Here is a 25,783-nt window from a genome sequence, read left to right as displayed (position 1 = left end):
TGGATCTACCAGCACGTGGCCACCGATAAAGCCTTCGGCGGAGAGCTGTACAAATTCCTCCGGCAGGGTAAGCGCCGCTATCGCAAAGGCTACGGTAAAAAACGAAGTTCGATACCTGACGCCGTCTCCATCGAGCAACGGCCAGCGGTGGTTGATGAACGCAGCCGAGTTGGGGACTGGGAAGCCGACCTTGTTCTGGGTAAGCGAGGCACCGGCGCCATCGTTACGCTGGCCGAGCGTAAAAGCCGTATTTACCTGACGAAAAAGGTGTTTTCTAAAGACTCAACCGAAGTGGCAGCAGCCATTATCTCGATGCTGAGTGGCTATAAGGATGTCTGCCATACCATCACGTTCGACAACGGCAGGGAGTTTACCCGGCACAAGGAAATCGCTGCTGCGCTGGAAGCGGAAACCTACTTTGCTCACCCGTATGCCTCATGGGAGCGCGGGCTAAACGAGAATACTAATGGGCTGTTGAGGCAGTTTATCCCGAAAGGGACTGATCTGACGGCGGTTACGGATGACGAGCTACGCAGGTATCAGGGAGCACTGAATAGCAGGCCACGAAAATGCCTGGGGTTCCGGCAACCTTCAGTGGTCTTTGCAGAGCTAAGACATGCGGCTTAGCGTTGCACTTAATAGTTGAATCCGCCCTTTGACGGTTCTGGAAACAGAAGACCCAGCAGATTTATGCTTTTTCTTTTTGAAAAACAACAAATAAATAACATAAATCGCCGCTAAAAATATCCATAACTCCATGAACAGTAACCTTAAAAATGACTTTTCACATACACCGAAAGAATGGTGAGAAAAAGCAGGGCAAGTGGAATAATCTCAAAATAACACTTCTAAATTGCGAGGGTTAAAAGCAAATCACAATCAAAATTAACTAGCTGATTTAAATGATAAAAATAATTTAACAGTTTGCTTAACAAGCAGTGGATTTTTAAGGTGTGGCGAGTCAATTCGCCTCAGAATGATGTTGTACTACTGCTACGTTAACATGCGAGAAAATACACAGGTGATGCAGATCTAACCGCCGTAACATGAAACCTACCGATTCATTGAGAATATCGGCAACTGTATGGCAGGGAAGCCTTTAGAGAGAATACCATCTCGCACTTCCGCTTCGCGGTCAGAGACAAAATGCACCTGTGATACCTAAACCTTGCATTTTCCGCCCATTTTAGCAGTGTATAGAGAGCCGGGCACAGCGACGGCCCCCATTCAGTGAGCCGATATTCAACATTCGGTGGCACTTGGGGATACACCATACGCGACACAATGTCGTCGGTTTCCAGCTATCGCAGTTGCTCCAGGAAAATCGGGTGATGTGCTCGCTCAGACCTGTCAGCGTGATAATTGCCTGTAACGTCATGACCGGTCCGTCACTGAACGCCCTGATCACGCTTCTGGCATCATCCGTCATAGTCATTTCACTTAAATCCCTGGGGTTATCAATCTACAGAAAAAATTAATCAGGGAGCAAGGGTATAATCCAGCACGATGATATCCTGCAGAATCGGTCGAAATATCGCTTTCAAATCATCATGCGCCGAATGCGGCAGATAGCGCTGGCGGGCTGCCTCATCCGCAAACGTCATGAGCACGCAGTGCGTATAGCCTGCATTCTTCTCTTCGGGGCTATCATTGATACCCCATTCCACGCTTATAACGCCTTCAATCCGATCGGGGATCTCCAGAAATGCTGATCTGACGGCCAGTATTTGTTCCACTGACGCCTCGTCAATGAACGTGATAAACAGAATATGTCTGATCATGGTTAACTCCAGTCGATACTGGTGGTAGTGTAAAAACCACATGTTCAAGGTCGTCTGGTGTGACGCGAATAATGCTCTCACCAGGTAAACCGGAGCGCAACAGAACCAGGCGGCGGTCTGCAGGTCGCTGCCGTTATGGCGAAACAGGGAGCACACAGTTGTGCCACTATCCACCAGTCCACGTCGGGTCTGGCCGGGTGGGTCAGCTTGCTCAGCTCGTCGCACACCTGCGTGTATTCAGGCCATGCGCGGGGATCCAGGCCCGCATGAACGGGCAGGTTTCGGGAAAACATAATCAAACGTCCTTAATTCAGGAGGATTATTGTTACTTCTGATGCCAGCCGTTCAACGATTTCGAACTATTGATGAAATAGAACCACAATCATGTGGTTTATCAAAAGCAGAGCTACTTTTAATATATTCAGCAATCAGCGTCCCAATAATTTTTACCGACTCTTTGTTAGTTGTTATAAAACCCAATGGCATAGTCACTGGCAAAGTTTCTGGTTGAGAAATATGATAGATAACAACAGATAATTCATTATCGAGATGAAGGATCTCAACATTACCATCTAACAATCCTTCAGTAAGCCCTTTAGCGTACTCGTGGAATTGCCCAAGTGCATACTTCCATTGTTTGGCTCCTCTAGAATCATCATATGAGACTGGCACGTATAATACAGGTTTATATAACTGCTTATCTTTCGTACTCGACTTATGAATAAAATCACTCAAGCTAGAGATAAAGCATTCGCTCTTTGACCAGTATGGATCTGATGGTGCGATCCACATGAAATGACTACCGCCATGTTCAGCTTTGTCTTTGATACGCCGTCCAATCACCGGTGCCAAAACTTTCTGCAGCTTTTCCCAATTATTTTTAGCGTATATTGGACCTAAGAAAGTCGTTCTGCCTGAGGCAGAGTATTCTTCCAGGGCCTGCATATCCTTAATAAAAGTTGGATTAAGCTGATTAGTTTTTGAGTCAAATAACTTAAGCGTATTTTCATCGTTGAGTGATACCATTGCCTTAAATATACTCATGGTATTGTTAAGTCGTAATAGCCTTGATATTTCAATAGAAATTAACTCATGAACACCTTCAGAGCTATTTAAGTGCTCATAGTCTTCACGTTCGACAGCCTTACCATCGTTATCCATTTTAAACTCAGTTGTTAAACGTAGCGGCAATTGCCGGAGTTTATTAACAGAATTAACTGTATAAATAGAAGGCTGTTCTTTGCCACCCTGAACTTGTAAGTGAGACAGATAGCCTTTATCCAGGATCTGATTAAACTGGTACTGAAAGTGTTTCTCAACCAACCTCTCACTTTGAGAAATATTATTGTCATCAACCTTTAATGATACCCCTCCCCTCCAGTGGTCCTGGACATTTTGGTTGCTGAAGCAACTAAAAGTGGCTAAATCAAATGATAAGGTACCCCCACTATCTTGGACAGTTGAAAGGTGCGGCATCTCTCCAACCTCAGAAAAATATCCATTTGATTTGTCGGTTAAGGTCAGTCTGCCGTCTGAGGAGAGCGTAAGTTCGCCACGCTGCACAAGATCTGAGATAGCCTCCTCTGTCTCACGATGGCTCAGGCCGAAATAGGTTGATATTTGTGCTTTGCTCATTGAGGCTACATGAACAAGCCTCAGTACAAATTCCCGGATAAATGGCAGCCCTTTCTGGGAAACATATGAAAACTGAATGTTAAACCTCTGTGCAGGCAGCAAGAAGTCAACCTCGTGGTAGGTTGCTTTATGATCAGATGTCATTTCTTTTTCCCTCCCTGCTGAGCCGAGAGGAACGCATATCCAGCGCCCTGACCTCGTTCAGCCATATAGTGAACAACGGAGCCTAATGGCAGCTCTTTATTGTTTCCCTTCCATACATCAGCATTGCCAACGATTAATAAGCGATCCATTGCTCGTGACATTGCTACATTGACACGGTTTGGAGCGCGTAAGAAACCTGGGCTATGTTGCTTATCCGAACGCGTCAGAGATAAAATGATGATCCGATTTTCCTTGCCCTGATAACTGTCAACCGTGTCAATTTTAACAATATCCTTAAAGCCGTCGCTCCAGATTTCCTGATTGAATTTCTGACGTAGCAACCGCTTTTGTTCGGCATACATACAAATTACTCCGATAGCGGCTTCATCTTTGTTAACGAGCTTTGAAAGCTGAGCAATAAATTCTTCATTCTCTGACACCTGTTTAAGTACAGAAATAATCTCGTCAGCTTCACTTCGGTTGTAAATACTTGTTCCACGGTCTTCAAGATGGTGGGCCCTATGGCCCAGAGTAGCAGTATCCAGCCAGGTCACTACGCTACGTAAAGCTTCTGGTGCATGCTGATAGACATCCGGAATTGCTCGCTCTCCATTCAGAAGCTTCCTGTCATAGAAGGTCTTCGATATGAGATCGCCAATTGGGGGAGCCATACGATATTGAGTCAGCAGAGCTGCACTCGCTTGCGCACCATAAGCAGAGTTGAAGGCACGAGCAAAGTCACTTCGTAACACCTCATCAATTTCAGTACGAGAATTATTGATACCCAGTTTTCTCGCTAATGCCGCCTTGTGAGCATCTGAGTACAATGGTGGAAGCTGCAGATGGTCACCCACTAACAGGACGCGTCTGGCCGACTGCATCGCAATGGCCAGCTCACTCGCAATCGAGCGCGCAGCTTCATCAATAATCACCCAATCGTAGATATTCTCCTGGATACCAATGTGCCCCTGTCCAATACCGACGCATGTGCCAGCCACTAACTGCCTGGAGCGTGAATAAAACTCATCAAGGTTCACTCGCTCTCCCGACATAGCATCCTGCATATCCCGGGATATTTTAGCTAATGCCTTTACTCGTCGTACCTCATCAGGTCTGACACCATACTCCGTACACAGCCTTGAGATCAGAATGTCTTTTGCTGCAGAGATCTTAGCGTCTTTGTCCAGGTTAATCCCATGCTCCTGACTCAGCCTGGAGCGGATGGAAAAGTCGAGTTCGACTGCAATATCTTTCAGTTCATTGATCTCTTTTGGAGCGGTTAAATCGTTAACCTGATAGAGCAATTTCTCAAGGTGATCTATTTGCTTGAACAACCTGAGCTCCGCAAGCACGACACCCGAAATAAACCCCGGCTCCAGACCAATGGCTTCACTCAACGCTTCAACGCGGTACTTAATTTCAGCATTGAACAGTTCGCGCTTCTCCGTTGTGATTGCGTTTGAATACACATCTTTCAGGCCGGGAGAAACGGCCCCTTCACGGTTACTGAACCTGACGACATCCAGCTCTGTACCAAGTCGGGAACAGTGCTTTCTGATGCGCTCGGCCGCTGTATTCACAGCCTCGTGTGACTGGCTAACCAATAAAATGCGTTTAGTGTTCTGCTTCTCAATCAGGTAGTGGACAAAGGCCGCAATAAACTCGGTTTTACCGGTCCCCGGTGGCCCCTGTAGCAGGGATAGAGGACCATTATTAACCAGTATGTTAAACGCCTTTCTTTGCTGGTCATTCAGACTGATCTTGTTTCCGTGCTGGTCTTCACGGTCGTACCTGGCAAAATCGGCATCGCTGACAGTGACACCATAATTTTGAGCAACCTGTTTGCAGGATGGATCGAACAAATCAATTAAGTCAGGCAGCACACTTTCTCGATCGAGGAGTCGTTCCAGCGCTCGTTTACGCTTCTGATAAGAAGCTCGATCCTGCTTTGTACGGAAGAAGACAATATCAGAATCTTTCAACCTGTAGGCTGCTGAACGCACTTTGACCAGTCGAATCTCTTTGAGCTCTGACTTCTTAAGTGACACCTCACCAATAAATCGCTCAACCCCTTCCTGATCGACCTGTAAGGCTTCAACTTCATCGCTACTTCTGAAAGCGCCAAGAGGATCAACATCTGCAGAGTAAGGGATGAGCAACTCTCCATAAGCATCTGCAACAGGGACTACCTCACCACTGACCTCAATGTTTGGATACGATTCTGTTTCAGTATCCAGAATGGCGCGCCACAACTTCACCGTCGGGATTTCCAGCACTTCTTTTAAAGCAGGCTCCAGAGCCTGCTTATCAAGTCTTGCAAAGGCATCTTTTAACTGAAGAGTAAGCGGCTCCTGTGCCTGAACGTCTTCAGATGCAGCAATCAATTCGATTGCCCGGGCAAAAGATTCTTCTTCATTAAGCAATACTGCCAACGCCGACATATCCTGCGGGCTGCCGGGAGTAATCCTAATACCGGTACCAATTTCGAACTGGCTTTCATCAATATCTTGCTTACGAATTGATGAGCGAACCCTTGGCTTAAAGCCATAAAGCAGCGTCTTCTGTTCTTTGCTGAACATTGCAGAAAAACTACCACCAATCCCGGTGAAAGTGACTTTTACTTCAGCTGGCTCTTTACGATTTGGCTCAACTTTGACATACAGATGCCCGTTATCAGGCAGAACAGAGATTATTTCATCGGCGTTTCCTGCTGTAATCTCTATCAGAGCTTGTTTTGACGCCAGGTCATAATTGTCTACCGCTTTTTTAAACCGGCCTAAATCCTTAAACCCAAAAATCGGATCTTCCAGTTCAGCCCGGATGGCATTCGCAATAGTCGGGTAAAGGTCTGATTCATGCCCCCAGGACAAACCTAACAACTCGCAGGACATCTTCATCACTGCATAGTTGTCGCGTTCAAAGGAAGTACAATTATCAATGTATTCAGGGCTGTAGCTGTGGTTTTTAGGTTCGTCACCCGACGGTGAAAAATCGGGGATATCGATGAGGAAAAGCGAGTGCCCCTCAGTCCCAAGCATCACATTGCCAGGGTGGATGTCCCCGTGAGAAACACCAAGACCGTGCAAATGCTCAACTGCAGCGACAAACTTATCAATGAGATCGATTTTTTCATCATCTGAGACCACCATTTTGTCCCAGATCTCTCCTTGTACCTGATCCGTGACCATGTACAGACTCGATGATTTAGATGCGATACCAAATTCACGAATTTCAGGCAGATACGTTGGTTTAACTAAAGAAAGCTGCTCCACCTGTTTTAAAAACTTCAAAACCTGGAAGTTTATTGACGAATCGTCTCCTTGCCCACCAACATTCAGCCACGCCTTCACGAGCCTTCCACCTGAGATATAGACTTCTTTATCGGATGTTTCTACCAGAAAGTCATCATCTTCCCGATACTGACGAGAGTGGTTAATAGCATGCCTGTAAGGGGCAAGCTCAGTATCATCAAATGTTGGGATCGCCTTGCCTGCTGGTTCGGCTTGTTTAAGGGCATCAAAGAAATCAGTCGCGGAAGCAAATTTTGCAGCAACAGCATCCAGTAACACATCTGAATACCGGTGCTGACTGTTTAACATACTCTCCTGTACTGTCTCCAGACTCTTTGGCGACATGCGCTTACCGCTTAATAAGTGCCAGGCTACAAGGCCCAGGGCATGAACATCCTGCTGAAAAGGCGTAAGCTCGCCCCCATCAAGCATGTCTTTTACCTCAACAGCACCCACTGATAAAAGCTTACGATAATCTCCGACCGTTCCAACTGGTCGATGGTATGCCGAAATAAAGTTTGACAGGGCTACTTCTTTTGAAGGTGAAATCCACAGACTGTGATCGGCTATATCCCTGTGAGCAATTTTCATCTCATGGAGATCGCTAAACTTTGCAATGAGCAGTTTGACCACATTCAAACGGTCCAAGTCAGAAAACGCCTTACCATACTTCCCGATGAATTCGTTAAACCGAACATGACCCGGCGGAAGCTCATAGACTTCGCTGTACTCGGCCGTCACCTCGTCTTTCTGAAAACTGGTTAGTGACCTTAGGCAGTGGTTATAAAGGTCCCTATTCTGGTGATTGATGTGCTGTAATACTTCACGTTCACGTGAAACGACCTCAGCTCTTCCTTCTGGCGTGTACGCTTTCGTCCCCGGGATATTCCGGAAACTCCATACTCTGAGTAATGCTTCGCTATTTGCTGATATCTCTGATTTTGCCAGGTATTCCCGATACACCTTTTTAGGATGTTCGAAAATCATATCCTTAGCTTCGTAGCCATTAACTCTCAGGGCTTTTGGTGCTGTCTGAGTCCCTAAGAACAAGTTATCAAAAAGGGGAAAATCTTTGTTCAGAACCTGGGAGTCTGGATGGGGTCTGAAGTAGTTGTTGAAAGTGTTGCGATCAGCAAATTTAAGAAAATCTGTTAACGAGATCGTATGGTGAAGTTGTTCCTCAGGTAACTCACTAAAGTCCGAATTTCCAGTCATCACAACAAAGAAATGAACAAATGGGGCATAGCCTTTGTTCGTAAAATGGTCTGCCAGCCGCTTGAGTTTGTTGTCCAGCATGAACTTTTTGCCACGGGTCACGCTTACGGGCGAGCGACCCATGTTCTTGCCACCCTTATACCAGGTATCTCCGCGCGCGGTTACAGGCTGATGGTTCCAGTCCTTCAGTTCAACAATGATCACATTGCAATGCGTAACAATGACTAAATCGAATTCACCTTCTTTTTTTGCCTCAACAAAACGAAAACCTGCATAACCTTTCCAGGGGAACATTCCGTTGCCGGTATAACCATGGCTTTTCAACTGCTCTCCAATTGAGCCTCCACGTACAGGCTTAGATATGTTAGCCGAAAAAGCAGCCTTTATTTTCTCAATAGCTACCACTTCTTGCTCTTGTAAGCCACCATCCCATATTTCTACTTCCAACTGAATTCCCCTTATATTTCAATCTAGTTTATCAAGATAGTTAGGTCGGTCATGCAGCTCTTGACCCGCTATCTCCAGACAGATTCTGTTTCTATGTTAACACTATCCTCTTTCCCGTATTTCCCGCAGCGCCAGTATCCGCTGACGATTAATTAGCTTTCTTTCTCATTATTCAGTCAGTAAATCAGTGTGAGTCATCAGCGCATAACGGTTCTGCAACTGGCGAAGATGCTGTTCGGCTTGCTGTTCCGTGGCGCTCTGACTGCCATTGTCGTTTTTTTGTTGTACCAGCTGACGCAATTGCTCTTCCAGCGGCACGTTCTGACTCAGGGTCTGCGTGATGGCAAACACCGAGGATTTCAGCTCAGAGACCGTGAGATATTTCCCCCGCTGTACATCGGTGCTGTTGAGTTTGTTCGTCAGCGACTGCAGTTGTTCCATGGCCTTATGCCAACCCTGTAGCCGGGCTTCCGGCAGGGCATTTGCCGCCACCTGCTGCTGCCACTGTTTTGCCAGGGCCTCCGTTTCCGGCTGATGCGGCCACAGGCGCTGTGTCTGTGCCACCAGCGTAAAGCCGTAGTCCTGCGCCCATGACGGGGAAAGGTGGGCAACCACATCCAGCTGCTGTCGGGTACGTTCCGTGATAACACGCCCCTGTGACTGTAGCGCGCCCGCATCCCCCTCTATCATCGCCCCCTGCTCAGAAGAAGAGAGCACCACCGGCAACGGAGAGAGCGAGGTGGCTATCAAGGTTTCCGGCAGGCGGTCGTGCCACTGCTGCCAGATCCAGGTGCCAATCGCCGTGAACAACAACGTGGCGGCAACCCCCCCTCCAAATCCCGCCCACACGCCACGACGATGCCGCTTCAGGATGGAGGTCGGTGTTATTCGCTGCGTGCCGTCATCCCGCACCACCAGCACCACCGGTTCACTGGTGCCATACGCCTGCCCTGCGCTGTCCGGTACCAGAGGTGTAGCCGTGTGCAGGTACGAAGGCTCAACGGCGGCGGGCAAGGGGGCGTCTTTTGCATTCTCCAGCCGCACGACCGCCGCATGCATCCAGTGCAGCAGCGCATCCATTTTACTGACCTGACGCAGCTCCATGCGTTGCAGCTGGTCACACAGGTGCCGGAACTGCTGCTCCAGACGGTACACCGCCGGCAGGTCCTGGTGACTGAGCGTAAACCGGCGCAGGCTCAGCATCAGATGGCCACTGAGCCACATCAGAATGTCCTTACGCACCGGTATCTGGGGCGGCCACATGACACTCCACTGGTGTGTTATCAGCGAGTCCACCAGCTCCAGCCCTTCCGACAGGCCGGGTAAACCGGAACGCTGCAAACGGGCACAGCAGAACCACGCGGCGGTCTGCAGGTCGGTGCCGTTGTGACGAAACAGGGTCACGCACAGCTGCTCTACCCAGGGAAAGATTACGGTGTGCCGTAGGCACACCGTGATCTTTCCCTGTTCACCCAGCAGACGTGCAGTGAAAGGGCTATTAACGTAGCGATCGCTGTATTGCACCTGAGCTATTTCACGTTTTTCGTTGAAAACACGCTTCCAGAATGGATGCTGACTACTTATAAGCGCCCAGAAACGTGACCCGAAACCTTCCAATGGGCCATCAAGTTGGTGGGACAAATTGATTCGAACAGCTCCTGCGGGCAACTCAGGTAGCAGTTCTTCCGGGGAGAGCGCATTTCCAGAAAGCACTTTCGCAACATGCACCTGACAAGATACAACAGGAGTCGTTGCACTCTGTCCCCAGCTTTCACCAGGGATGGTAATGGCATCATTGCCTGCTGCCCACTGTAGGCAATGATCATCACCAATAATTTGCGCCAACCAGTGGCCTTTACCCTGTGCAAGCTGGCTCTCAGTGATAGGACGGATGCATAACGTGTTACCCGGCATCGCTGACAATGCCGACAACTGATGGCGTATTTTCTCAGGTAACTCAGCTAATGCGGTGGTGATTAGCAGCTCGACCTTGCCTCCCGAGGGGCTTTGTTGAATAATAGGGAGTTATGCTGTCTTGATATGCCTGTTTTGGAATAAAATGCTTATCACTCCAGCATGCATTACCTGATTCGGGTTGTAACCTACTGATTTTAGGTAGAGGGAGTCCACCGCTTTCATGGACTCGCAGCATAATATCTATTTATTCAACAACGCCTGTTTTTGGGTTAACACCCAGCGAAACGGTTGCCTGGATCAGGGTATAGTTTTGTTCGAGAACCAGAGCCACAGCTTCACTTTTAAACTCGGCTGTAAAATATCATTTTTGTTCCACTGAACACCTCCATCATGACTGACAGTTTTGTGTCCTGTTAATTCAACCAGATCAGCGCTGGCCAACCGACTGATCCGGCTGGCAGCATTTCAGAACTCTGAGTTTTATAAAGCCTAGGCCATGCGCATGCCAGTCTGGGATAAACCCCGTGTAATAGGCTGTGCTGAGAATTACCCCCGGCACATTGCTTTGCCCGTGGATGTGTGGTCTCTCAGCCGTTTATTGCACTGCCTCACCTTGCTGAATAACAGAAATAACCTGTCTTGCAGCCGCAGAGAACGCCGCATTTAGCTGTTTCGACTGCGCGATAAGTTTTGCCAATAGTTTTTCATTGCCGAGTTGCTGGCTTAAGAAGTCGGTGACATGGTTTATTTCTTTTAATCCACTGGAGCCGGACTCTTTCAGGGTTCTCAACTGTAGATCTTTAATCTTCACGCGCAGTTGCTGAACACGCTCAAGGTCATCTTTCAGCGCTTTGTCATACAGGTTAAAGACGCTGGCGATCTTGTCTGTATAGCTTGAGGTAATGTTATGCCGCTTATTTTTGGAGGCTAAGAAGTCATCAAACGTAAGGCCGGACGTTGCATAATGCCGCTTTCGCGTTGATGAGTATGCGGTCATCCCGGCACAGTGGATGCCCGCCAGAGTCAGTTCATCGGATACTGTTTCCATAATGGCTTCAGTATCTTCCTGGGATTTCACGTCAGCTTTGTTCAAAATGAGGTAGAGATCTTCGCCCTGGAATGGCAACTGGCGAATAAACTCAATATCTGTCTGTGAAATCGTTCCGGCAGGATCCAGACCAATCACCCAAATCATTGCTGAGCAGGGTTCGAGGAATTTCACGGTAGTTTCCCTGTCGGAAGCTTCGGCCTGGTTGCCTTTGCCGGGATTATATCCGGGTGTGTCAATAAGACAGATATTCTCGAACAGGGATTCATCCATCGGTGCTTGCAGGCTGATGGTTGGCATAATGCTGCGAAGATCAAAACCAAACGCAGCGACATAATCATGTGAGAGCGCTTTGTAAATCTTATTGCTTAGCGTTACGCTGCCACCATTGTGGGCATAGCCGCAAATCCGCGAGTAGGGGGCGCAAACAACAAAGCTTGGGATCACCGTTACGGGGTTCATTCCGGTCGCCAGCCTGATGCTGCTGTCTTTAATAAAGCTGTTTATAAACTCCGATTTTCCACTACTGAACCCCCCGGCCACCCCAATAAGCGTTTTGCCTGAAGCGGGTGGGAACGCATTGGCCTGTTCGAGTTCGCTGGCGATTTTTTGCAGCGCCAGCAAGGCTCCCGCTTCATTGGCTAGGGATGACTCTTCCGCGGCGAATTCCGCGTAATCCTCGTGGAGCAGGGTGCGGAACGTATCAAGGCCAGGATTGTTGGCGGGGCTTGCCGCCAGGATGGATTGCACCAGCGTGAAGCGTTCATTCAGCGTCAGGTTATCATGATGAAGCTGGGTATAATCCTGCTGTAGCTGCTGATGCGTGGTGTCCAGTTCCTGTTTTAACTCTTGTAAAACCTGCATATTGGTACTGTTTTTTGAAAGCAATGCTTCCGCTTCGATAACACTTTCATTCAGCGAAGCGACCTGCTCTGTTAACTGCGCATTACGACTGGCCTGTTCAGTGTGCTGTGCCTCAAGGTCATCTATTCTGGCGGTTAAACTGCGCTTTTGTGCTTCCTGCGCCTGCTGATGCCGATGCGTAAGGTCGGTAATCTGGTCGCTGTGCTCCGTTTCCAGCAATGCCAGCCTTTCCTGGTGGCCCAGTGCCAGGTCTGAAATCTGCTCATTCACCTGCGATTCAAAATCACTCAACACCTGCGAAATGGCCGACGCCACCGGTTTGCGCTTAAAACACCAGAAATGGCTGAGGGTCTGAAGGTCTGTATAGACCGACTGATTGATCTGCAGAGGTTTCGTCATCATGCTTTCTCCTGCAACTGTGCAGAAAAACGCCGGAGGCGTTCAATGGTCTGGGTACCGTTTTCGACCTGGTTGGTGATCTGCTGAATTTTTAAATCCAGTTCACTGACGAAAACATCGGAAACCGGTATCGACATCGACTTTTTCGCCTTCTCAAAAAAGCGATCAATACTTCCATAAACATCGACACGGAATCTGGCCGAAAAATTACTGGCAAAATCAATATACTCTTCGGCAGGCGCGCCTTTTAATTTCCCGCGCGGTTGTAACTCCGGTGGTATCTCAATTTCAGGGGAGAAAGAGGCAGGTTCGAGTTTTGAAAGAACAGCCAGCACCGTGTCTGCAATCATATTAGGATCACATTCACCTTCCAGTGTTTTATCAACAAGCGGCGTAATTTCCGCACTGATTTTTCTGTCTAAATCGGTGGTTTGTTTATGGTACGCATGCATTAATTTGCTGGCAAAATCATTCGTCACGCCTTGCAGCGCGGCATAAACCTGAGCAGTAAAAACCACTTTACTAGTGCGGGTAATCATCTCCGTACCGCCGCCCCATAACTTACGCGCCAGCCAGTTTCCTGCGCCGGATTTATCCCGGGTAACCTGCGTGGTTTCGCTGGATGTCTGTTCGTCGATTGAATTAGTGGCCTGCGTAAAGAGCTTGTCTGCTTCGTTATTTAAACCGGTGGTGACTCCGTAATAATACTGATTTAAACAGTTGAGGTAGGTGACATTAAGTTTTTTATCCAGCACGTTACGTTTTAACTGTAATTGTTTACGCTGTTTCGCCAGCGCGCCAAGATCAGTGCTGTTGATGAGCGTAATACGCTGTTCAATCTGGTTTTGCAGTTCTGCCACAAATGCGTTAAATGTCTGTTCCTTACGCGTCAATAATGCCTGCATTTTCTGCTCGATAATTACATCTTTTTTCTGTCGTACCGCTTCAAGTCTTTCAAGAATATTGTCGGTGTTCGCCAGTGCCGCCAGGCTGTTACGTGTTAATTCCTGATTACCGGCGATGAAAAAATCAGCGTAATCCTGTGTAAGATTATCCCAGGTGGTTTTTTCATTGGCATCCCAGCGGGCAGGATCCTCAAGCCGTTGTGAAAGCCCATGCGCGACCCCAGAGCAATGCATCAAATGCTGCTCGGGTGAGCGAATAATGGCATTAAAGACAGTACCGATCTCCGGGTTGCTGCGCTTAAGGCTGCTCAACGTGGTGGATGCCCGCTGAGAGAGTAATTTATTAATATTATCGAGTGCGTCGCTGATACGAGGACGTTTTTCACTGCCGTAAAGTTGCGTGTCGACCTGGCTTGCCAGCAACACCAGCTCCTGAACACCCTCCTTAGCCGTAATTCTCCCCATCAGTTCCAGATCGTTTTCATTTAAAAACTGGCCGGTGGGGCTGACAATAAAGACCACGTCACAGGTTTTTAGCAGGTCAACCGTACGCGCTTCGCGAGACTGGACGGGGTCGTTCATCCCCGGTGTATCGATGACGCGAATATCCTTAAGCGAATCAAGCGGCATGGCAATATGCACGACTTTGGTAAAAGGCATATATTTTCCGCTTGCACCGACATAATTGAGCAATTCTGCGGAGAGGGCTTCCCGGCTTTCTGGCTCAATAACCCCGGAATGTTCTAGATCGCTATGGCTCAGTCCTGACTGCTGCATGCGTTCAGATTGATCAAAGGCAGCGCACAAGTCTGGCAGGGTATTCTGGATCTCAGAAAGAGCCTGTTTGTGAATGAGACTGGCTATTTTCTGTTCATCAAGCGGTTGAGATGTCGTCGCTCTTGCCGCAAAGTCTTCGTATTTCCGATCCTTTATTCTTTTCAGCTCATAGCGGTAGGTATTCGCATTGAGTTCGATCTGCTTAATATCTTCCGGGGTAAAGAACTCAATGGTGGCGTGAAACGTTTCCCCCCAGGAGAGCGTGGTTAAAGCTGCCGTCATAGGCGTTGCCGCTTTCGGCAGAATATTTTCCCCGTCGAAAAACAGGGCGTTCAACAGCGATGATTTTCCAGCCTTAACGCGCCCAACGACACCAATGTTCAGCTGGCGACCTTCTTTATTCAGATTCGTATACGCGGCTTCCAGTGACGTGCTGGTATCAAGCAGGTGCTTATTCTTTAGCAGCTGAATTTCCTGCTCGAAAAGGTCATGTACATCAGGAAACAGGGCTTCGAGCCTGCGTGTCTTAACGATCAGAGAGTGATAGTCCATATTCTTGCCCTGTTTAACGGTATAAATAGGTTGTTGCTAACGCTTTTATTTCGACCAAGAGCACCTGGAGCGTTTCCAGTTGCTGGTTAATCACGTCCTGCTGCTGGGCCTGTTCGTGTTGATAGCCTGCAATCAGTGTTTTTTGCTGGTTAATCTGGCCTTCAAATTCGTTGCTGACGTTGTTCAACAGGATGGTTAACTGTTCGTCTACAATGGCGGGTAGCGCCTTTCTCATCTCACTTTTTATGCTAGGGAAGACCGTGTTTAACAGATTAGCGCGTGCGCGCTCCTGGACACTGGACGCAGAGAACAGGCGAAGAATATCGGGTAAAAAGACAATAACCAGTTCCAGCAACGGGTTAAGCACATTTGTCGTAACGGCCAGAACGGTAGAGAGCAGGCGGTAATATTTTCCTGCATTTTCTTTCGCCGCAAAATTGCTGCTCATGTTTTCCAGGAAACTGCTGACTGCTTTCAGTTTTCCTTCTGTTTTTTCAGCAATATTAGTCACCCAGTTTGGATCCAGTGTGACCATCATGGCGTTATTTTTCGCCAGGCTCAGCGACAGTTCATCGATCAACTCAGACGAGATTTGATCCATTTCACGTTTTATTTTTTCGGTTAAATTGCCACGAATAATATCGGAGATCTCGCGCTCCAGTGCCGGAGCGGCATTTTGCGCCGTAGAGAGTTGGGCAAGTCGGTCAACCTGATTAGTGAGATCATGTTCGATGGCGTTAATACAACGTGTGACGAGCGGGGCAGAGAAGCGATAATTCATTTCGCGTTCTGTTTTATCGCGCTGTGCAACCAGCTCCGCTAATGCACCTTCAAGGGCGCGCAGGGCATCGGCATTACTGTTTTCGCTGTTTTTAACGATATTGCTGGCGAAATTAACCTGATTGATCAGATCGAAATGTTGATCCTTCAGACGGTTGATAAACAGATTATGAAAGAGATGCTCAGGATCAACCGCTCCCAGTAAGTCGCTCAGTCCGTTCGCAGACTGGTTACCCAACGCAATAATCTGTTTTTCAGTCCCGAAGTAAAGCTGGAGCTGTTCATCGATATACGTCGAAATTTCCTGTACCTGTTCCGGCGCACGCAAATTGGTCTTGCTGAGAATAAATGAGAAATCACTTTCGTAGGTCTTAATATTATCGAGATTGCGCAGCATAGACTGGGTGACTGTTCCATCTTCCACGCTTGTCACCACAATAAAATGCACCCCGCGCGGCAGATAATAAGACAGCGCTTTGTTATGGTTTTCTAATGAGGAGCCATAGCCGGGCATATCCACCAGGATCAGGGGCGCAATGGCCTCCAGCGCCGGGCTGTTGATATAAAGGCTTAAATGGGAATACTCAGCGGACTTTTTATTCACCTGCGGGAGCTCTTCGGGTGCCAGACGCTCTTCGCTGCCGTCGTGGCGGATAGCCTGCAACCACGGCTCTTTGGCAAAATGTAGCTCTGTTGCCAGTTCCGTCTCCGGGGCAATACCCACAGGTAACACCGCCGTACCCATAAACATATTGAGCAGTGAGCTTTTCCCGGCACTAAACGCGCCAATAACTGGGAGAAGAAGTTGAGTATTTTCAACCTGAGTGAGTAAATTGCGATCCCAAGAAATCTGTGACTCTTGCAGAAGCGTGCTGATTTTTTTCAAATATTCTGCAAATTGCTGCTGATTCTTTAGCATTACTGTCTTGTCCCTTTCAGTTAATTCATCTGGAAAACAGGTTTATCCTGTTAATTAATCAAGGTAATAACACGGGCAACGGCAATCAGTGTCCAGGCAGCAGGCGGTGAAGCCACTCCTGAGTAAAACTTAAAGGCTTCACTACTAGGTGCTCATTTTTACAGCGCGGGCATGAATCAAAAAAATCGACGCCACAAATGAGTGCATCACTGCGAGGCGCAGTGACTTTATGCCATCGGCATTCAGGGCATTCAAAACGTCGCGGTGCAGGTCTTACGGGCATTCTGACTCCTTATTTCACTGTTTCGGCGGATTGAACGTAGCGCCCCTATAGGGTGAGAGTCACGGCTTCTCCGTTCCGATGGGATTCATGACCAGCATACCGTTTTATACTCTGCGGTATGTTAATTTCCGCAGGAATTCATGAATATGGCGGCTTTGTTGAATAATAGGGAGTTATGCTGTCTTGATATGCCTGTTTTGGAATAAAATGCTTATCACTCCAGCATGCATTACCTGATTCGGGTTGTAACCTACTGATTTTAGGTAGAGGGAGTCCACCGCTTTCATGGACTCGCAGCATAATATCTATTTATTCAACAACGCCCAGTAAGGGATAAATACCCGCCAGCCAGACAATATAATAGCCGGCCAGTAATAACATCACATTCTGAATTCGGCCCCAGGGGCTCACGACCCAGTAAATACTGAAGAATATCCAGAAGCTCAGCAAAAACTCAACTGAAAATAAATTAGCCATAAAAACCCATTTAAAAAAATGATATAACACCGCACCGGCACCTCCGGTTCGAGAGAAATATATTCACACAGGTAAAATAAGGACATTGCCACACCTGGCATCATTCAAAGACACTATTTTTGTCACGAAAACACCGGCAATAAAAAATCCAATACAGAAAAGCATACCGGGCAGCATTTATTCAGACACGATTTACCGCATCCGTCCGGGTATTTCAGGCATGACACAATGACGGACTGAGAAGGTAACGCTCAGCTGCTGATCGGCAATGACAACGCGGGGTTATTCTTTCCCTGACTTTTTTTACGTAACAGTCTCCCCCGGGCTTTTTCTACTGCCCTGTTGGTTCTGTCGGGAAATAAAGTGGACTGTTGTTCTGCAACACTGAGATGCATATTTTTCTCCAGCAACGTCCATTCCTCATCGCTCCATGGGCGAAACCCGACCTGACTTTCACGGGATTTCTTCAGCCCCAGCCTTCTCGCCATCACCCTGACGGCCACCTCATTCCTGCCCGGCAGCTGATGCATGACTGCAGTGCCTACCACCGGGTACTGTGCTTTCAGAATACGAAGTTCGTCTTCACGCCAGAATCGCCCGCTCTGAACGCCTAAAAGGATGGCCCGTGCAAATATTGCACTGACGCTTCTGCCCGGCAGCAGTCGGGACAACGCTTCAGCCTCAACCCCCTGCGAATAGTGATGGCGGATAATCTCCATCTCCGCCTCGCTCCAGGGGCGAATTTTCTTTCTGCGACAGCCCAGCTTATCGGCCATCACTCCTACCGCTCCCGGGGTACGTTTCAGAATGGTGGCAAGCTCCGCCACGGACATCGTGCCGTAGTTATTTTCCAGAAAGGATAAATCCTTCACCGTCCACAGTAATAAATGATTATCGGGTTGTGTTTTATCGTCGTGTGTCATGGGGTTAACTTTCCAGACTGTACGGTCAGTGCATAACGGTTCTGCAACTGCAGAAGATGCTGCGCGGCCTGCTGTTCCGTCGCAGTCTGACTGCCGTTGTCGTTTTTTTGCTGTGACAACTGGCGTAACTGTTCTTCCAGCGGCACGTTCTGGCTCAGCGTCTGCGTGATAGCAAACACCGAGGATTTCAGCTCCGAGACCGTGAGGTATTTTCCTCGCTGTGTATCGGTGCTGTTGAGTTTCTCCGTCAGCGACTGCAGTTGAACCATCGCCTGGTGCCAGCCCTGAAGGCGGGCTTCCGGCAGGGCATTAGCCTCCACCTGCTGCTGCCACTGTTTCACCAGCGTGGCGGTTTCCGGCTGATGCGGCCACAGGCGCTGCGTCTGTGCCACCAGCGCAAATCCGTAGTCCTGCGCCCATGTCGGTGACAACTGCCCCAGTTTATCCAGCTGGTCGCGGGTACGTTCAGTCGCCATCCGTCCCTGCGCCTGCAATGCGGCGGCGTTTTCTTCAATCATTGCTCCCTGTTCGGAGGCAGAGAGCACCACCGGCAGCGGAGAGAGCGAGGTGGCTATGAGGGTTTCCGGCTGATTGCCCTGCCAGTGCTGCCAGCCCCAGGCGCTCAGCGCCGTGAGCAACAGTGTTACGCCGACACCACCGGCAAATCCCGACCACACGCCGCGACGATGCCGCTTCAGGATAGAGGTCTGCGTGATGTGCTGCGTACCGTCATCCCGCACCACCAGTACCACCGGTTCACTGTTGCCATAGGATTGCCCTGTACTCTCCGGTATCGCCCGGGGGGTATGCAGGTATGAGGACTCAACGGCTGTGGGCAAGGGGGCATCTTTTGCGTTCTCCAGCCTCACCACCGCCGCGTGCATCCAGTGCAGCAGCGCATCCATTTTACTCACCTGGCGCAGCTCCAAGCGCTGCAGCAGGTCGCACAGGTGCCGGAACTGCTGCTCCAGACGGTACACCGCCGGCAGCTCCTGGTGACTGAGCGTAAACCTGCGCAGGCTCAGCATCAGATGGTCACTAAGCCACACCAGAATGTCCTTACGCACCGGTATCTGGGGCGGCCACATGACACTCCACTGGTGTGTTATCAGCGAGTCCACCAGCTCCAGCCCTTCCGACAGGCCGGGTAAACCGGAGCGCTGCAAACGGGCACAGCAGAACCACGCAGCGGTCTGCAGGTCGGTGCCGTTGTGACGAAACAGGGTCACGCACAGCTGCTCTACCCTGCTCCAATCCACATCAGGTCTCGCAGGGTGCGTCAGCTTGCTCAGTTCATCGCGCAGTTGCGTGTATTCAGTCCATGCACGTGGGTCCTGGCCCGCATGCAGGGGCAGGTGTCGGGAAAACATAGCGTCAGTACCTTTAATCAGGAGGGGAGTATTCGTTGTTGCTTCAGGTGGCGGAGCAGGACTTTGCCTTCCGGCATAAATTCGGTGCCAAAGCGGACCAGTTCACCGTCCGGCATCTCAGCCTCGATGGCGTAGCGCAGTTCACCGGGCTGGGTCTGCTCCAGCATCACAACATGAATATCCTGAATCCGCGGCTCGTATTTTAGCAGCACGGTGGCCAGGGTGGTTTTCAGCTCATGGCTGGTGCCGGGCATCCCCTGCAGGATTTGTGTCATATCCGGTAGACCATAGTCCGGCAGATGCGCCACCGAACCGGCCCGGGTATTGAGCACCCGCTGCAGGTTATCCAGCACCGACAGAATGTACTGGTTTTCTTCGCTGACCTGCTCCAGGGGCAGACCACCGGCAAAATGTCCATAGAGTTTTTCGTACAGAGACGGACGGCGCATGTTATTTCTCCTTCGCGGGCAGCAGCGTCAGCCGGTTATCACCCGCTTCAATCAGACGCGCTTTATCAGGGTCGAGGTCTTTGCGGGGAATGACTACCCGCCAGGTATTACGGGTCTGGTCCGGTGACAGGAACATAGCGACCACCGCCACGTACTGCGCGGTCTCCTCCATTGGCATATCAATCTGTACGGCTTCGCCGGGTTTCAGGCGAATATCCTTTTCCGCCAGCAGGTCAGCCTTTATCACCAGAGCGTCACCGGCAGAGAGCACCTTATAGTCCGCACCATCAAATGCCTTACGGTCTTTCAACTGGTAGATACGTATCATCGTGGGCAGGGGGATGCCGTCGTCGTTGACGTTCAGCGCTGCGCGGGCCCGGATATCAAGATGTAACGTCCTCACCTGCTTGTAAAAAATGGACGTGGCGACGGCTTTCGTACCCTCTGACACTTTCTGCGTCAGGCCACATCCAGTGAGTAATACGGCTGCTGTCAGCGCAGCACATACCGTCACGGTCTTACGCGCGGTAATCACCATCTTCATCGGTCTCCTTGCGGTTAACATTTTCCCTGATGCACTGCCAGCGCCCCAGGGGAATAGTGAGTATCCGGTGTTTGTCGGATGAGGGTGGGCGCAGCGACCGCAGCACGGCAGTACGCCCCAGTTGCACGCCGCCATGCTCAGGATGGCAATGTGCCTGCGCATCCGGCAGCAGGGTACGGTTCACACACAACTGCAGACGCACATCCAGTGCACTGCCGAGGTAAACATGCAGCAGGGCCAGCAGGTCGGTATGCAGTTGATTACCCGGTAACCAGCCCTGTACCTCCTCCGGATTATCCGTGGTGAGCTGCAGCAGCACCTGACTGTTCACGTCTGTACCGTGGTCACCCATAACCGGGCGCTGTCGCAGGCTGACCGGGTTGCGGGTACTCATGGTTGCCGGCGACGTCAGCAGTACATGGTAGCGGTCGTGATGCCAGACGGTGGCACGGGTATCCGGCGCCAGCAGTGTGACCAGCGAGCCCAACCCTTCGGCGGTTCGCCCCGGGAGCAGCATCACCGGCAACAACGCCAGAAAACGCGAGACCGGGGTGGCAATATTTTGCGCACAGCCGGGTATGCCCAGTCCTGCCATCCCCAGCAGATACTGTGAGGTACGGTCCCGACCACCGGGCTCAAAGGTCGCAGGATAGGAATACTTGCGCCAGATGCGGTAATACTGGGTGATCAGACGGTGATTGAAAATATCAAGAAAATCACAGACGGCTTCATAGCCTTCCTGACGCTGTGTAATATCGTCGGAGTAGATGGTCGGCAGGGGTGATTCCACGCCATACAGACCCATAAAGGTGACCCGCACCGTGGGCGGCAGGTGCGGCGGCTCCGGGATTTCAGCACCTTTAATTTCTCCAACCGGAAAGCCCATGCCGGGATGCGGGCGAAAGCGCACCGGTTCCTGACGCACCTGCCAGTCGCTGCCCGCCACGGGCGCCTCCGGATGGCGTTTTTCCACTATCTGGCACAGCCGATAAAAGTTGGTGCGGGGAAGCGACTCCTGAAGCTGCGTTATCAGCCGGGCAGTCGCGGACTGTGATTCTCTTTCCACCGGATGCATTTTCCTTCTGGCTGAACGATAAGGGAGAGCTGGTTAAACTGGTTCATGTCGGCATAGAGCGCGAAGAAGCGGTTAAGCATCTCCCCGAACAGGTGGATATCCCCTTCACCAGTAAAGCCATTGCTGTCGAGGGTGACCTCGATATCCAGCCCGCGCAGCAGAAAACCGTCCTCAAAGCGCTGAATGCGGTGATGCCGTACATCCTGAATGGCCGACAGACGACGATTATTCAGGTCATCGTCCGTCCAGTTATACAGTTTCAGCGTGCCACTGAGCACTTCCGGGCTGCTCATCATGTTCAGAAAGCGGGTCCCCAGATGGCTCATGATGCGCCAGTGGAAACTATCCTCGTCAGGCGGATACACCGGCAGCGTCGGCTTGCACAGGTTACGCAGGGTCACGGGGGTCTTGAGCCTTTGCTCGCAGCGCTCCAGCAGCGTGCTCTGCAGCGACTGGCGCGGTAGCTGACCGTTGGTGCCGGTGATACCCAGAGAGAGTGTGTCCTGCTGCGGTGCATTCTGCTCTCCGCCCAGGATTATCCAGGTGTCATACATGCCGGTGACGCTCCGCTTCACCCGGGTATGAAAGTAGCGTTCCGGGGCCTGGCGGCGCAGCATGCCCCCCTGATGGCGGAAGCTGCTGAACGGGACGTAGGTCGTACCGGTGCCGGTCACTTCATCCACGGAGTAAATTTCGGTATGACCGTCCTGAAGCAGTTTCGGGCGCAGCAGGTACTCGCTTTCCAGGCCGTTCACCCTCAGCGGGTCCGCGTCCAGCGTGAACAGATTTATCACCGGCACGCAGTGCAACCGCAGGGCATCGGTGGCAACCGGCAAATCGGACGGCCATACCCGGCTGAAAACCGCCTCAATATCGAAATGTGTGATACCCGGCGGGAGCGTGATGTTTTCCAGACCGTTGAGGTGCACAAACATAAACTTTTCGCGGAAGGTGAAATACTCCAGCAGAAGCTGATAGCCACTGAAGGCGCTGTCCCCCTTCGGCCACAGGCGGTCCTCATCCGTAAAACCCCCGGGTGAGAACCCGCCGTCCAGCCGGATACGCTCCCCGGAATCCGGCAGACGCAGATACAGCGCATCCAGCCGCTTTGTCAGCCACAGGTGCAGCGAACTGCTGACCGGGGCATCATCGGCCAGATACAGGCACAGGCGCTTCAGGTCAGTCTGCGCCCAGTCAATCTGGGGGGCGCAGGCAAATCGCGTAATGAGCTTAGAGCGCCCGTCCGGCTCAGCGATCAGGGAGACGTTTCGCACCGTGAGTGGATTAAGCATCATGGACCGGGTGGTACGATAGCGACAGACGGTGTTTTTTATGCCTACAGGGCGAGAGTACACCTCCAGCCCGTCGGGAACCTCTTCGGCAATCTTCATCTCCCGCAGTTCCGGCGTGAAGCCCACCACTGACAGGGATGGAATGGTACGCATATAGTGCGGCCAGAGCATGCTGACCAGCCCTTCCGTCAGCTCCGGCAGGTCATCATCGATTTTTTGCCGCAGGCGTCCCATGGAAAAGGCAAAGCCTTCAAACAGGCGCTCGACGTACGGATCCGGCGTTCCTGCCTTATCGAGATCCAGCATCATCGCCCGGTCCGGGTGGGTCTGAGCGAACTCCTTCGCGGCTTCGCGCAGGTAGCGCATTTCGGCGTCAAAATAGCGCAGGGTTAAATCTTCCATAATTCCTCTGTGTGGGGCTTAATGTCTCGGGGATCAGGTGAACCAGAACCGGACGAGATGGAAAAAAATAGGTGCAGCAAAGCAAAGGGAATCAATCCGGTCCATCATGCCGCCGTGACCTTCAATCATTGCACCAAAATCTTTTACGCCACGGTCTCGTTTAATGGCTGACATACATAGCCCTCCCGCGAATCCCAGAAGCGTTATCACCAGTGAAATCAATGCGGCCTGCCACGGAGCGAAAGGTGTTACCCACCAAAGCAATGTCCCGACAAGCGTTGCCGACGCTATTCCGCCGACAAATCCTTCAACCGTTTTATTGGGGCTCAGGCGCGGTGCGACAGGACGCTTGCCTGTCAGCTTCCCAAACACATACTGTAAAACGTCTGAAATCTGCACGACAATCATCAGGAACAGCAACAGCTTGATATTCTGATGCTCATATCCCGGTATGGGTAGCATCAATAAGGCGGGTACATAGCTGATGCAATACACCGCGATCATCATGCTCCACTGTATCTTGGCGCTTCTTTCCAGAAAGTTATTCGGATCCCCGGCCAGAGCCATTCGGGTGGGAATAAATAAGAATGCATAAACCGGAATAAAAATGGCAAAGGTGCCGTACCACTGCATGCCAACCAGCACATATTGCAGCGGCAGAAGAATAAAGAAACACCAGAAAAGCGCTTCATGGTCCCCACGGAGAGTCGGTGTCAGCGTGACACATTCCCTTAGAGCCAGCAGAGACATTATCGCGAATAGCAATGTTGAACCGATGGGTCCAAACCACATCGCCGCCACCGAAAGCAGACACATCATCCACCAGGCGCGAATACGGGCATTAAGATTCACAATAACCGGTGAACTACCTTTGGCTTTTTCAATAATGAAACCCACAATGCTGGCAAATACCAGTAAGCCAAATAAACCCACCAGTAAATAAACCAGGGATTGATCCTGAAAATTCATGATTTGAGTCCCTCTAGAGCTTCCCAGGCACGTTGCAAAAATGCGTTTTTTTCTTCCTTTTCCTGCGGCGAGTTGATGGGTTCACCAAAAGTCGCGGAGCACAATATCGGCACCACCAGACGGGAACCTTTAGGCAGAACACGGTTAAGATTTTCAAGATATACAGGCACCAGTTGAACGTCGGGATTCATACGGGCAAGATGCCAGAGGCCACTTTTGAACGATGAAATTTCATCGCCATTTCCTCGGGTACCCTCAGGAAAAATAATCAGCGACTGCGAGTTATTAAGCGCCTCACTCATCAGTGCCAACGCATTATTCGGCTGACTGCCTTCCTCAGCTGAGGGACGGCGCTTAATCAGCACTGCATTAAAAATACGACGGGCAATATAGCGACGCAGCGATGAGGCTAGCCAGTAATCGGCCGCGGCAACCGGACGAACAGAAGGCCGAAGTTGAGGAGGCATACTTGCCCAAATCACAATACCATCAAGGTGACTGGAGTGATTGGCATAATAAATTCTGACCTGGGTGTTCTCCGGTACCGGAGATAGCCAACGGGCGCGAATACCCGTGAGTAAGCGGCAGATCCGAATCAGACATCTGGCAACCAGTCGGCTGTCCATGGGGGACCTCACAGCATTATTCATTGGTCTTCTCCTGTGCCGCCGCATTCTGATACAACTCATCCAGAATGCGTTTCCCACGCCGCCAGCAGGTGAAAAGCGAACCGAGACTGATGACCACCAGACATAGAAAAAGCAGAGTTTGCCCGTAGAATGTCGGCAAAAAAAGCGCAAGCACAGTACATCCACACAGTAGCGCCATACGATGCTGTTTTGCCATTGGCCCAAAAAAGTGCTGACGCAAACCACAGGCTCCACCCAATAGGCGCAGATAAGCGGTCATCAACGCCAGCAGTGACGCTACCCAACCCAGCGTTCCGGCGAACGAAAAAGCGCTCAGTCCATATCCGACACCGACAAAAATCAGCGTATCTGACACCCGGTCGGGTAATTCGTTGTAGACCGGTCCCGCAGGTGTTGCCAGACCACCCTCTACAGCTACCATGCCATCAAGCAAATTACAGATAAGCCTTCCCTGAATGAGAACAGCAGCCAACAGCAATAAGCCGTCCCGGATTAGCCAGGATGCAAAGTAAAAGGCAAATAAAAAGCAAAGGCCGGAAAACAGTGCAAAAAAAGTACTTGCCAGTGAAATTTGATTTGGGGTAACCCCTCTGTTTTTTAGCCAATATGCGCTTTCTTTTGCCCAGGTTTTATCACGCGTCGTAACAGGCCGACGATCGTTAATTTTTAACGCCAT

Annotated in this window: 19 protein-coding genes and 2 pseudogenes; 2 read left to right on the top strand and 19 right to left on the bottom strand. The window is 50.4% G+C overall.

Annotated elements, in window-relative coordinates; genetic code table 11:
* Window positions 1–627, top strand: a 627-nt coding sequence (locus AAIR21_RS23755; protein WP_434682393.1) for an IS30 family transposase, incomplete at its 5' end; no start/stop codon positions are given.
* A 548-nt stretch (window positions 628–1,175) separates the two neighbouring features.
* On the opposite strand, the pseudogene AAIR21_RS23750 reads toward AAIR21_RS23755, so the two are convergent.
* From AAIR21_RS23750 to AAIR21_RS23725, 6 genes and pseudogenes are all read right to left on the bottom strand, one after another.
* Window positions 1,176–1,301 (bottom strand): annotated as a pseudogene (locus tag AAIR21_RS23750) (winged helix-turn-helix transcriptional regulator); the annotation flags it as partial.
* A gap of 177 nt (window positions 1,302–1,478) precedes the next feature.
* The gene (locus tag AAIR21_RS23745) at window positions 1,479–1,781 is read right to left on the bottom strand and encodes a Dabb family protein (RefSeq protein ID WP_434682392.1); all 303 of its coding nucleotides are present in this window, start codon (window positions 1,779–1,781) and stop codon (window positions 1,479–1,481) included.
* Window positions 1,782–1,858: 77 nt separating this feature from the next.
* Complete coding sequence (locus AAIR21_RS23740) at window positions 1,859–2,074, bottom strand: hypothetical protein (RefSeq protein ID WP_434682391.1); 216 nt, start codon at window positions 2,072–2,074, stop codon at window positions 1,859–1,861.
* Between the two features lie 52 nt (window positions 2,075–2,126).
* Window positions 2,127–3,560 carry a hypothetical protein gene (locus tag AAIR21_RS23735; RefSeq protein ID WP_434682390.1) on the bottom strand — a complete coding sequence of 478 codons (1,434 nt, stop codon included), beginning with the start codon at window positions 3,558–3,560 and terminating at the stop codon, window positions 2,127–2,129.
* Window positions 3,557–8,512: an AAA domain-containing protein gene (locus tag AAIR21_RS23730; protein ID WP_434682389.1), complete on the bottom strand. Its 4,956-nt coding sequence runs from the start codon at window positions 8,510–8,512 to the stop codon at window positions 3,557–3,559. The genes AAIR21_RS23735 and AAIR21_RS23730 overlap by 4 nt, the downstream gene beginning before the upstream one ends.
* 168 nt (window positions 8,513–8,680) lie before the next feature.
* The gene (locus AAIR21_RS23725; protein WP_434682395.1) at window positions 8,681–10,426 is read right to left on the bottom strand and encodes a VasL domain-containing protein; all 1,746 of its coding nucleotides are present in this window, start codon (window positions 10,424–10,426) and stop codon (window positions 8,681–8,683) included.
* A 436-nt stretch (window positions 10,427–10,862) separates the two neighbouring features.
* On the opposite strand from AAIR21_RS23725, the pseudogene AAIR21_RS23720 reads away from it, so the two are divergent.
* A pseudogene (locus AAIR21_RS23720) lies at window positions 10,863–11,000 on the top strand (hypothetical protein); the annotation flags it as partial.
* A gap of 24 nt (window positions 11,001–11,024) precedes the next feature.
* Here the strand turns inward: AAIR21_RS23720 and AAIR21_RS23715 are convergent.
* The 13 genes from AAIR21_RS23715 to AAIR21_RS23655 all read right to left on the bottom strand — a co-directional run bounded on the left by AAIR21_RS23715 (window position 11,025) and on the right by AAIR21_RS23655 (window position 25,783).
* Window positions 11,025–12,743, bottom strand: coding sequence for a dynamin family protein (locus tag AAIR21_RS23715; RefSeq protein ID WP_434682388.1), 1,719 nt, complete (start codon window positions 12,741–12,743; stop codon window positions 11,025–11,027).
* Window positions 12,740–14,974, bottom strand: coding sequence for a dynamin family protein (locus AAIR21_RS23710; RefSeq protein ID WP_434682387.1), 2,235 nt, complete (start codon window positions 14,972–14,974; stop codon window positions 12,740–12,742). The genes AAIR21_RS23715 and AAIR21_RS23710 overlap by 4 nt, the downstream gene beginning before the upstream one ends.
* Window positions 14,975–14,987: 13 nt before the next feature.
* Complete coding sequence (locus AAIR21_RS23705) at window positions 14,988–16,673, bottom strand: dynamin family protein (RefSeq protein WP_434682386.1); 1,686 nt, start codon at window positions 16,671–16,673, stop codon at window positions 14,988–14,990.
* Window positions 16,674–17,265: 592 nt separating this feature from the next.
* Window positions 17,266–17,433, bottom strand: coding sequence for a hypothetical protein (locus AAIR21_RS23700; RefSeq protein WP_434682385.1), 168 nt, complete (start codon window positions 17,431–17,433; stop codon window positions 17,266–17,268).
* 251 nt (window positions 17,434–17,684) lie between these two features.
* Complete coding sequence (locus AAIR21_RS23695; protein ID WP_434682384.1) at window positions 17,685–18,356, bottom strand: hypothetical protein; 672 nt, start codon at window positions 18,354–18,356, stop codon at window positions 17,685–17,687.
* On the bottom strand, window positions 18,353–19,726 hold the full coding sequence (locus tag AAIR21_RS23690; protein ID WP_434682383.1) for a VasL domain-containing protein: 1,374 nt from the start codon (window positions 19,724–19,726) through the stop codon (window positions 18,353–18,355). Before AAIR21_RS23690 ends, AAIR21_RS23695 begins: the two co-directional genes overlap by 4 nt.
* Window positions 19,727–19,743: 17 nt before the next feature.
* On the bottom strand, window positions 19,744–20,175 hold the full coding sequence (tssE, locus tag AAIR21_RS23685) for a type VI secretion system baseplate subunit TssE (protein ID WP_434682382.1): 432 nt from the start codon (window positions 20,173–20,175) through the stop codon (window positions 19,744–19,746).
* Between the two features lies 1 nt (window position 20,176).
* A complete protein-coding gene (gene tssJ / locus AAIR21_RS23680) occupies window positions 20,177–20,713 on the bottom strand; it encodes a type VI secretion system lipoprotein TssJ (RefSeq protein WP_434682394.1) in 537 nt (178 codons plus the stop codon).
* Entirely contained in the window at window positions 20,694–21,794 is a 1,101-nt protein-coding gene (gene tssG / locus AAIR21_RS23675; RefSeq protein WP_434682381.1) for a type VI secretion system baseplate subunit TssG, read from the bottom strand. Before tssG ends, tssJ begins: the two co-directional genes overlap by 20 nt.
* Window positions 21,749–23,488: a type VI secretion system baseplate subunit TssF gene (tssF, locus tag AAIR21_RS23670; protein ID WP_434682380.1), complete on the bottom strand. Its 1,740-nt coding sequence runs from the start codon at window positions 23,486–23,488 to the stop codon at window positions 21,749–21,751. The genes tssG and tssF overlap by 46 nt, the downstream gene beginning before the upstream one ends.
* Window positions 23,489–23,521: 33 nt before the next feature.
* Entirely contained in the window at window positions 23,522–24,457 is a 936-nt protein-coding gene (locus AAIR21_RS23665; RefSeq protein WP_434682379.1) for a phosphatidate cytidylyltransferase, read from the bottom strand.
* Window positions 24,454–25,107, bottom strand: a complete 654-nt coding sequence (locus AAIR21_RS23660; protein WP_434682378.1) for a lysophospholipid acyltransferase family protein — start codon at window positions 25,105–25,107, stop codon at window positions 24,454–24,456. Before AAIR21_RS23660 ends, AAIR21_RS23665 begins: the two co-directional genes overlap by 4 nt.
* The gene (locus tag AAIR21_RS23655) at window positions 25,100–25,783 is read right to left on the bottom strand and encodes a CDP-alcohol phosphatidyltransferase family protein (RefSeq protein ID WP_434682377.1); all 684 of its coding nucleotides are present in this window, start codon (window positions 25,781–25,783) and stop codon (window positions 25,100–25,102) included. The genes AAIR21_RS23660 and AAIR21_RS23655 overlap by 8 nt, the downstream gene beginning before the upstream one ends.

This window comes from Enterobacter sp. PTB (genome assembly GCF_051130085.1).
GTDB classification, from domain to species: Bacteria; Pseudomonadota; Gammaproteobacteria; order Enterobacterales; family Enterobacteriaceae; genus Enterobacter; species Enterobacter ludwigii.
This window is presented reverse-complemented; position numbering and strand designations above follow the sequence as displayed.

Excerpts from the sequence above, each read along its gene's own strand:
- AAIR21_RS23745 (WP_434682392.1), bottom strand. The coding sequence starts at position 1,781 with ATGATCAGACATATTCTGTTTATCACGTTCATTGACGAGGCGTCAGTG.
- AAIR21_RS23740 (WP_434682391.1), bottom strand. The coding sequence starts at position 2,074 with ATGTTTTCCCGAAACCTGCCCGTTCATGCGGGCCTGGATCCCCGCGCA.
- AAIR21_RS23735 (WP_434682390.1), bottom strand. The coding sequence starts at position 3,560 with ATGACATCTGATCATAAAGCAACCTACCACGAGGTTGACTTCTTGCTG.
- AAIR21_RS23725 (WP_434682395.1), bottom strand. The coding sequence starts at position 10,426 with ATGCCGGGTAACACGTTATGCATCCGTCCTATCACTGAGAGCCAGCTT.
- AAIR21_RS23715 (WP_434682388.1), bottom strand. The coding sequence starts at position 12,743 with ATGATGACGAAACCTCTGCAGATCAATCAGTCGGTCTATACAGACCTT.
- AAIR21_RS23710 (WP_434682387.1), bottom strand. The coding sequence starts at position 14,974 with ATGGACTATCACTCTCTGATCGTTAAGACACGCAGGCTCGAAGCCCTG.
- AAIR21_RS23705 (WP_434682386.1), bottom strand. The coding sequence starts at position 16,673 with ATGCTAAAGAATCAGCAGCAATTTGCAGAATATTTGAAAAAAATCAGC.
- AAIR21_RS23700 (WP_434682385.1), bottom strand. The coding sequence starts at position 17,433 with ATGGCTAATTTATTTTCAGTTGAGTTTTTGCTGAGCTTCTGGATATTC.
- AAIR21_RS23695 (WP_434682384.1), bottom strand. The coding sequence starts at position 18,356 with ATGACACACGACGATAAAACACAACCCGATAATCATTTATTACTGTGG.
- AAIR21_RS23690 (WP_434682383.1), bottom strand. The coding sequence starts at position 19,726 with ATGTTTTCCCGACACCTGCCCCTGCATGCGGGCCAGGACCCACGTGCA.
- tssE (WP_434682382.1), bottom strand. The coding sequence starts at position 20,175 with ATGCGCCGTCCGTCTCTGTACGAAAAACTCTATGGACATTTTGCCGGT.
- tssJ (WP_434682394.1), bottom strand. The coding sequence starts at position 20,713 with ATGGTGATTACCGCGCGTAAGACCGTGACGGTATGTGCTGCGCTGACA.
- tssG (WP_434682381.1), bottom strand. The coding sequence starts at position 21,794 with ATGCATCCGGTGGAAAGAGAATCACAGTCCGCGACTGCCCGGCTGATA.
- tssF (WP_434682380.1), bottom strand. The coding sequence starts at position 23,488 with ATGGAAGATTTAACCCTGCGCTATTTTGACGCCGAAATGCGCTACCTG.
- AAIR21_RS23665 (WP_434682379.1), bottom strand. The coding sequence starts at position 24,457 with ATGAATTTTCAGGATCAATCCCTGGTTTATTTACTGGTGGGTTTATTT.
- AAIR21_RS23660 (WP_434682378.1), bottom strand. The coding sequence starts at position 25,107 with ATGAATAATGCTGTGAGGTCCCCCATGGACAGCCGACTGGTTGCCAGA.
- AAIR21_RS23655 (WP_434682377.1), bottom strand. The coding sequence starts at position 25,783 with ATGGCGTTAAAAATTAACGATCGTCGGCCTGTTACGACGCGTGATAAA.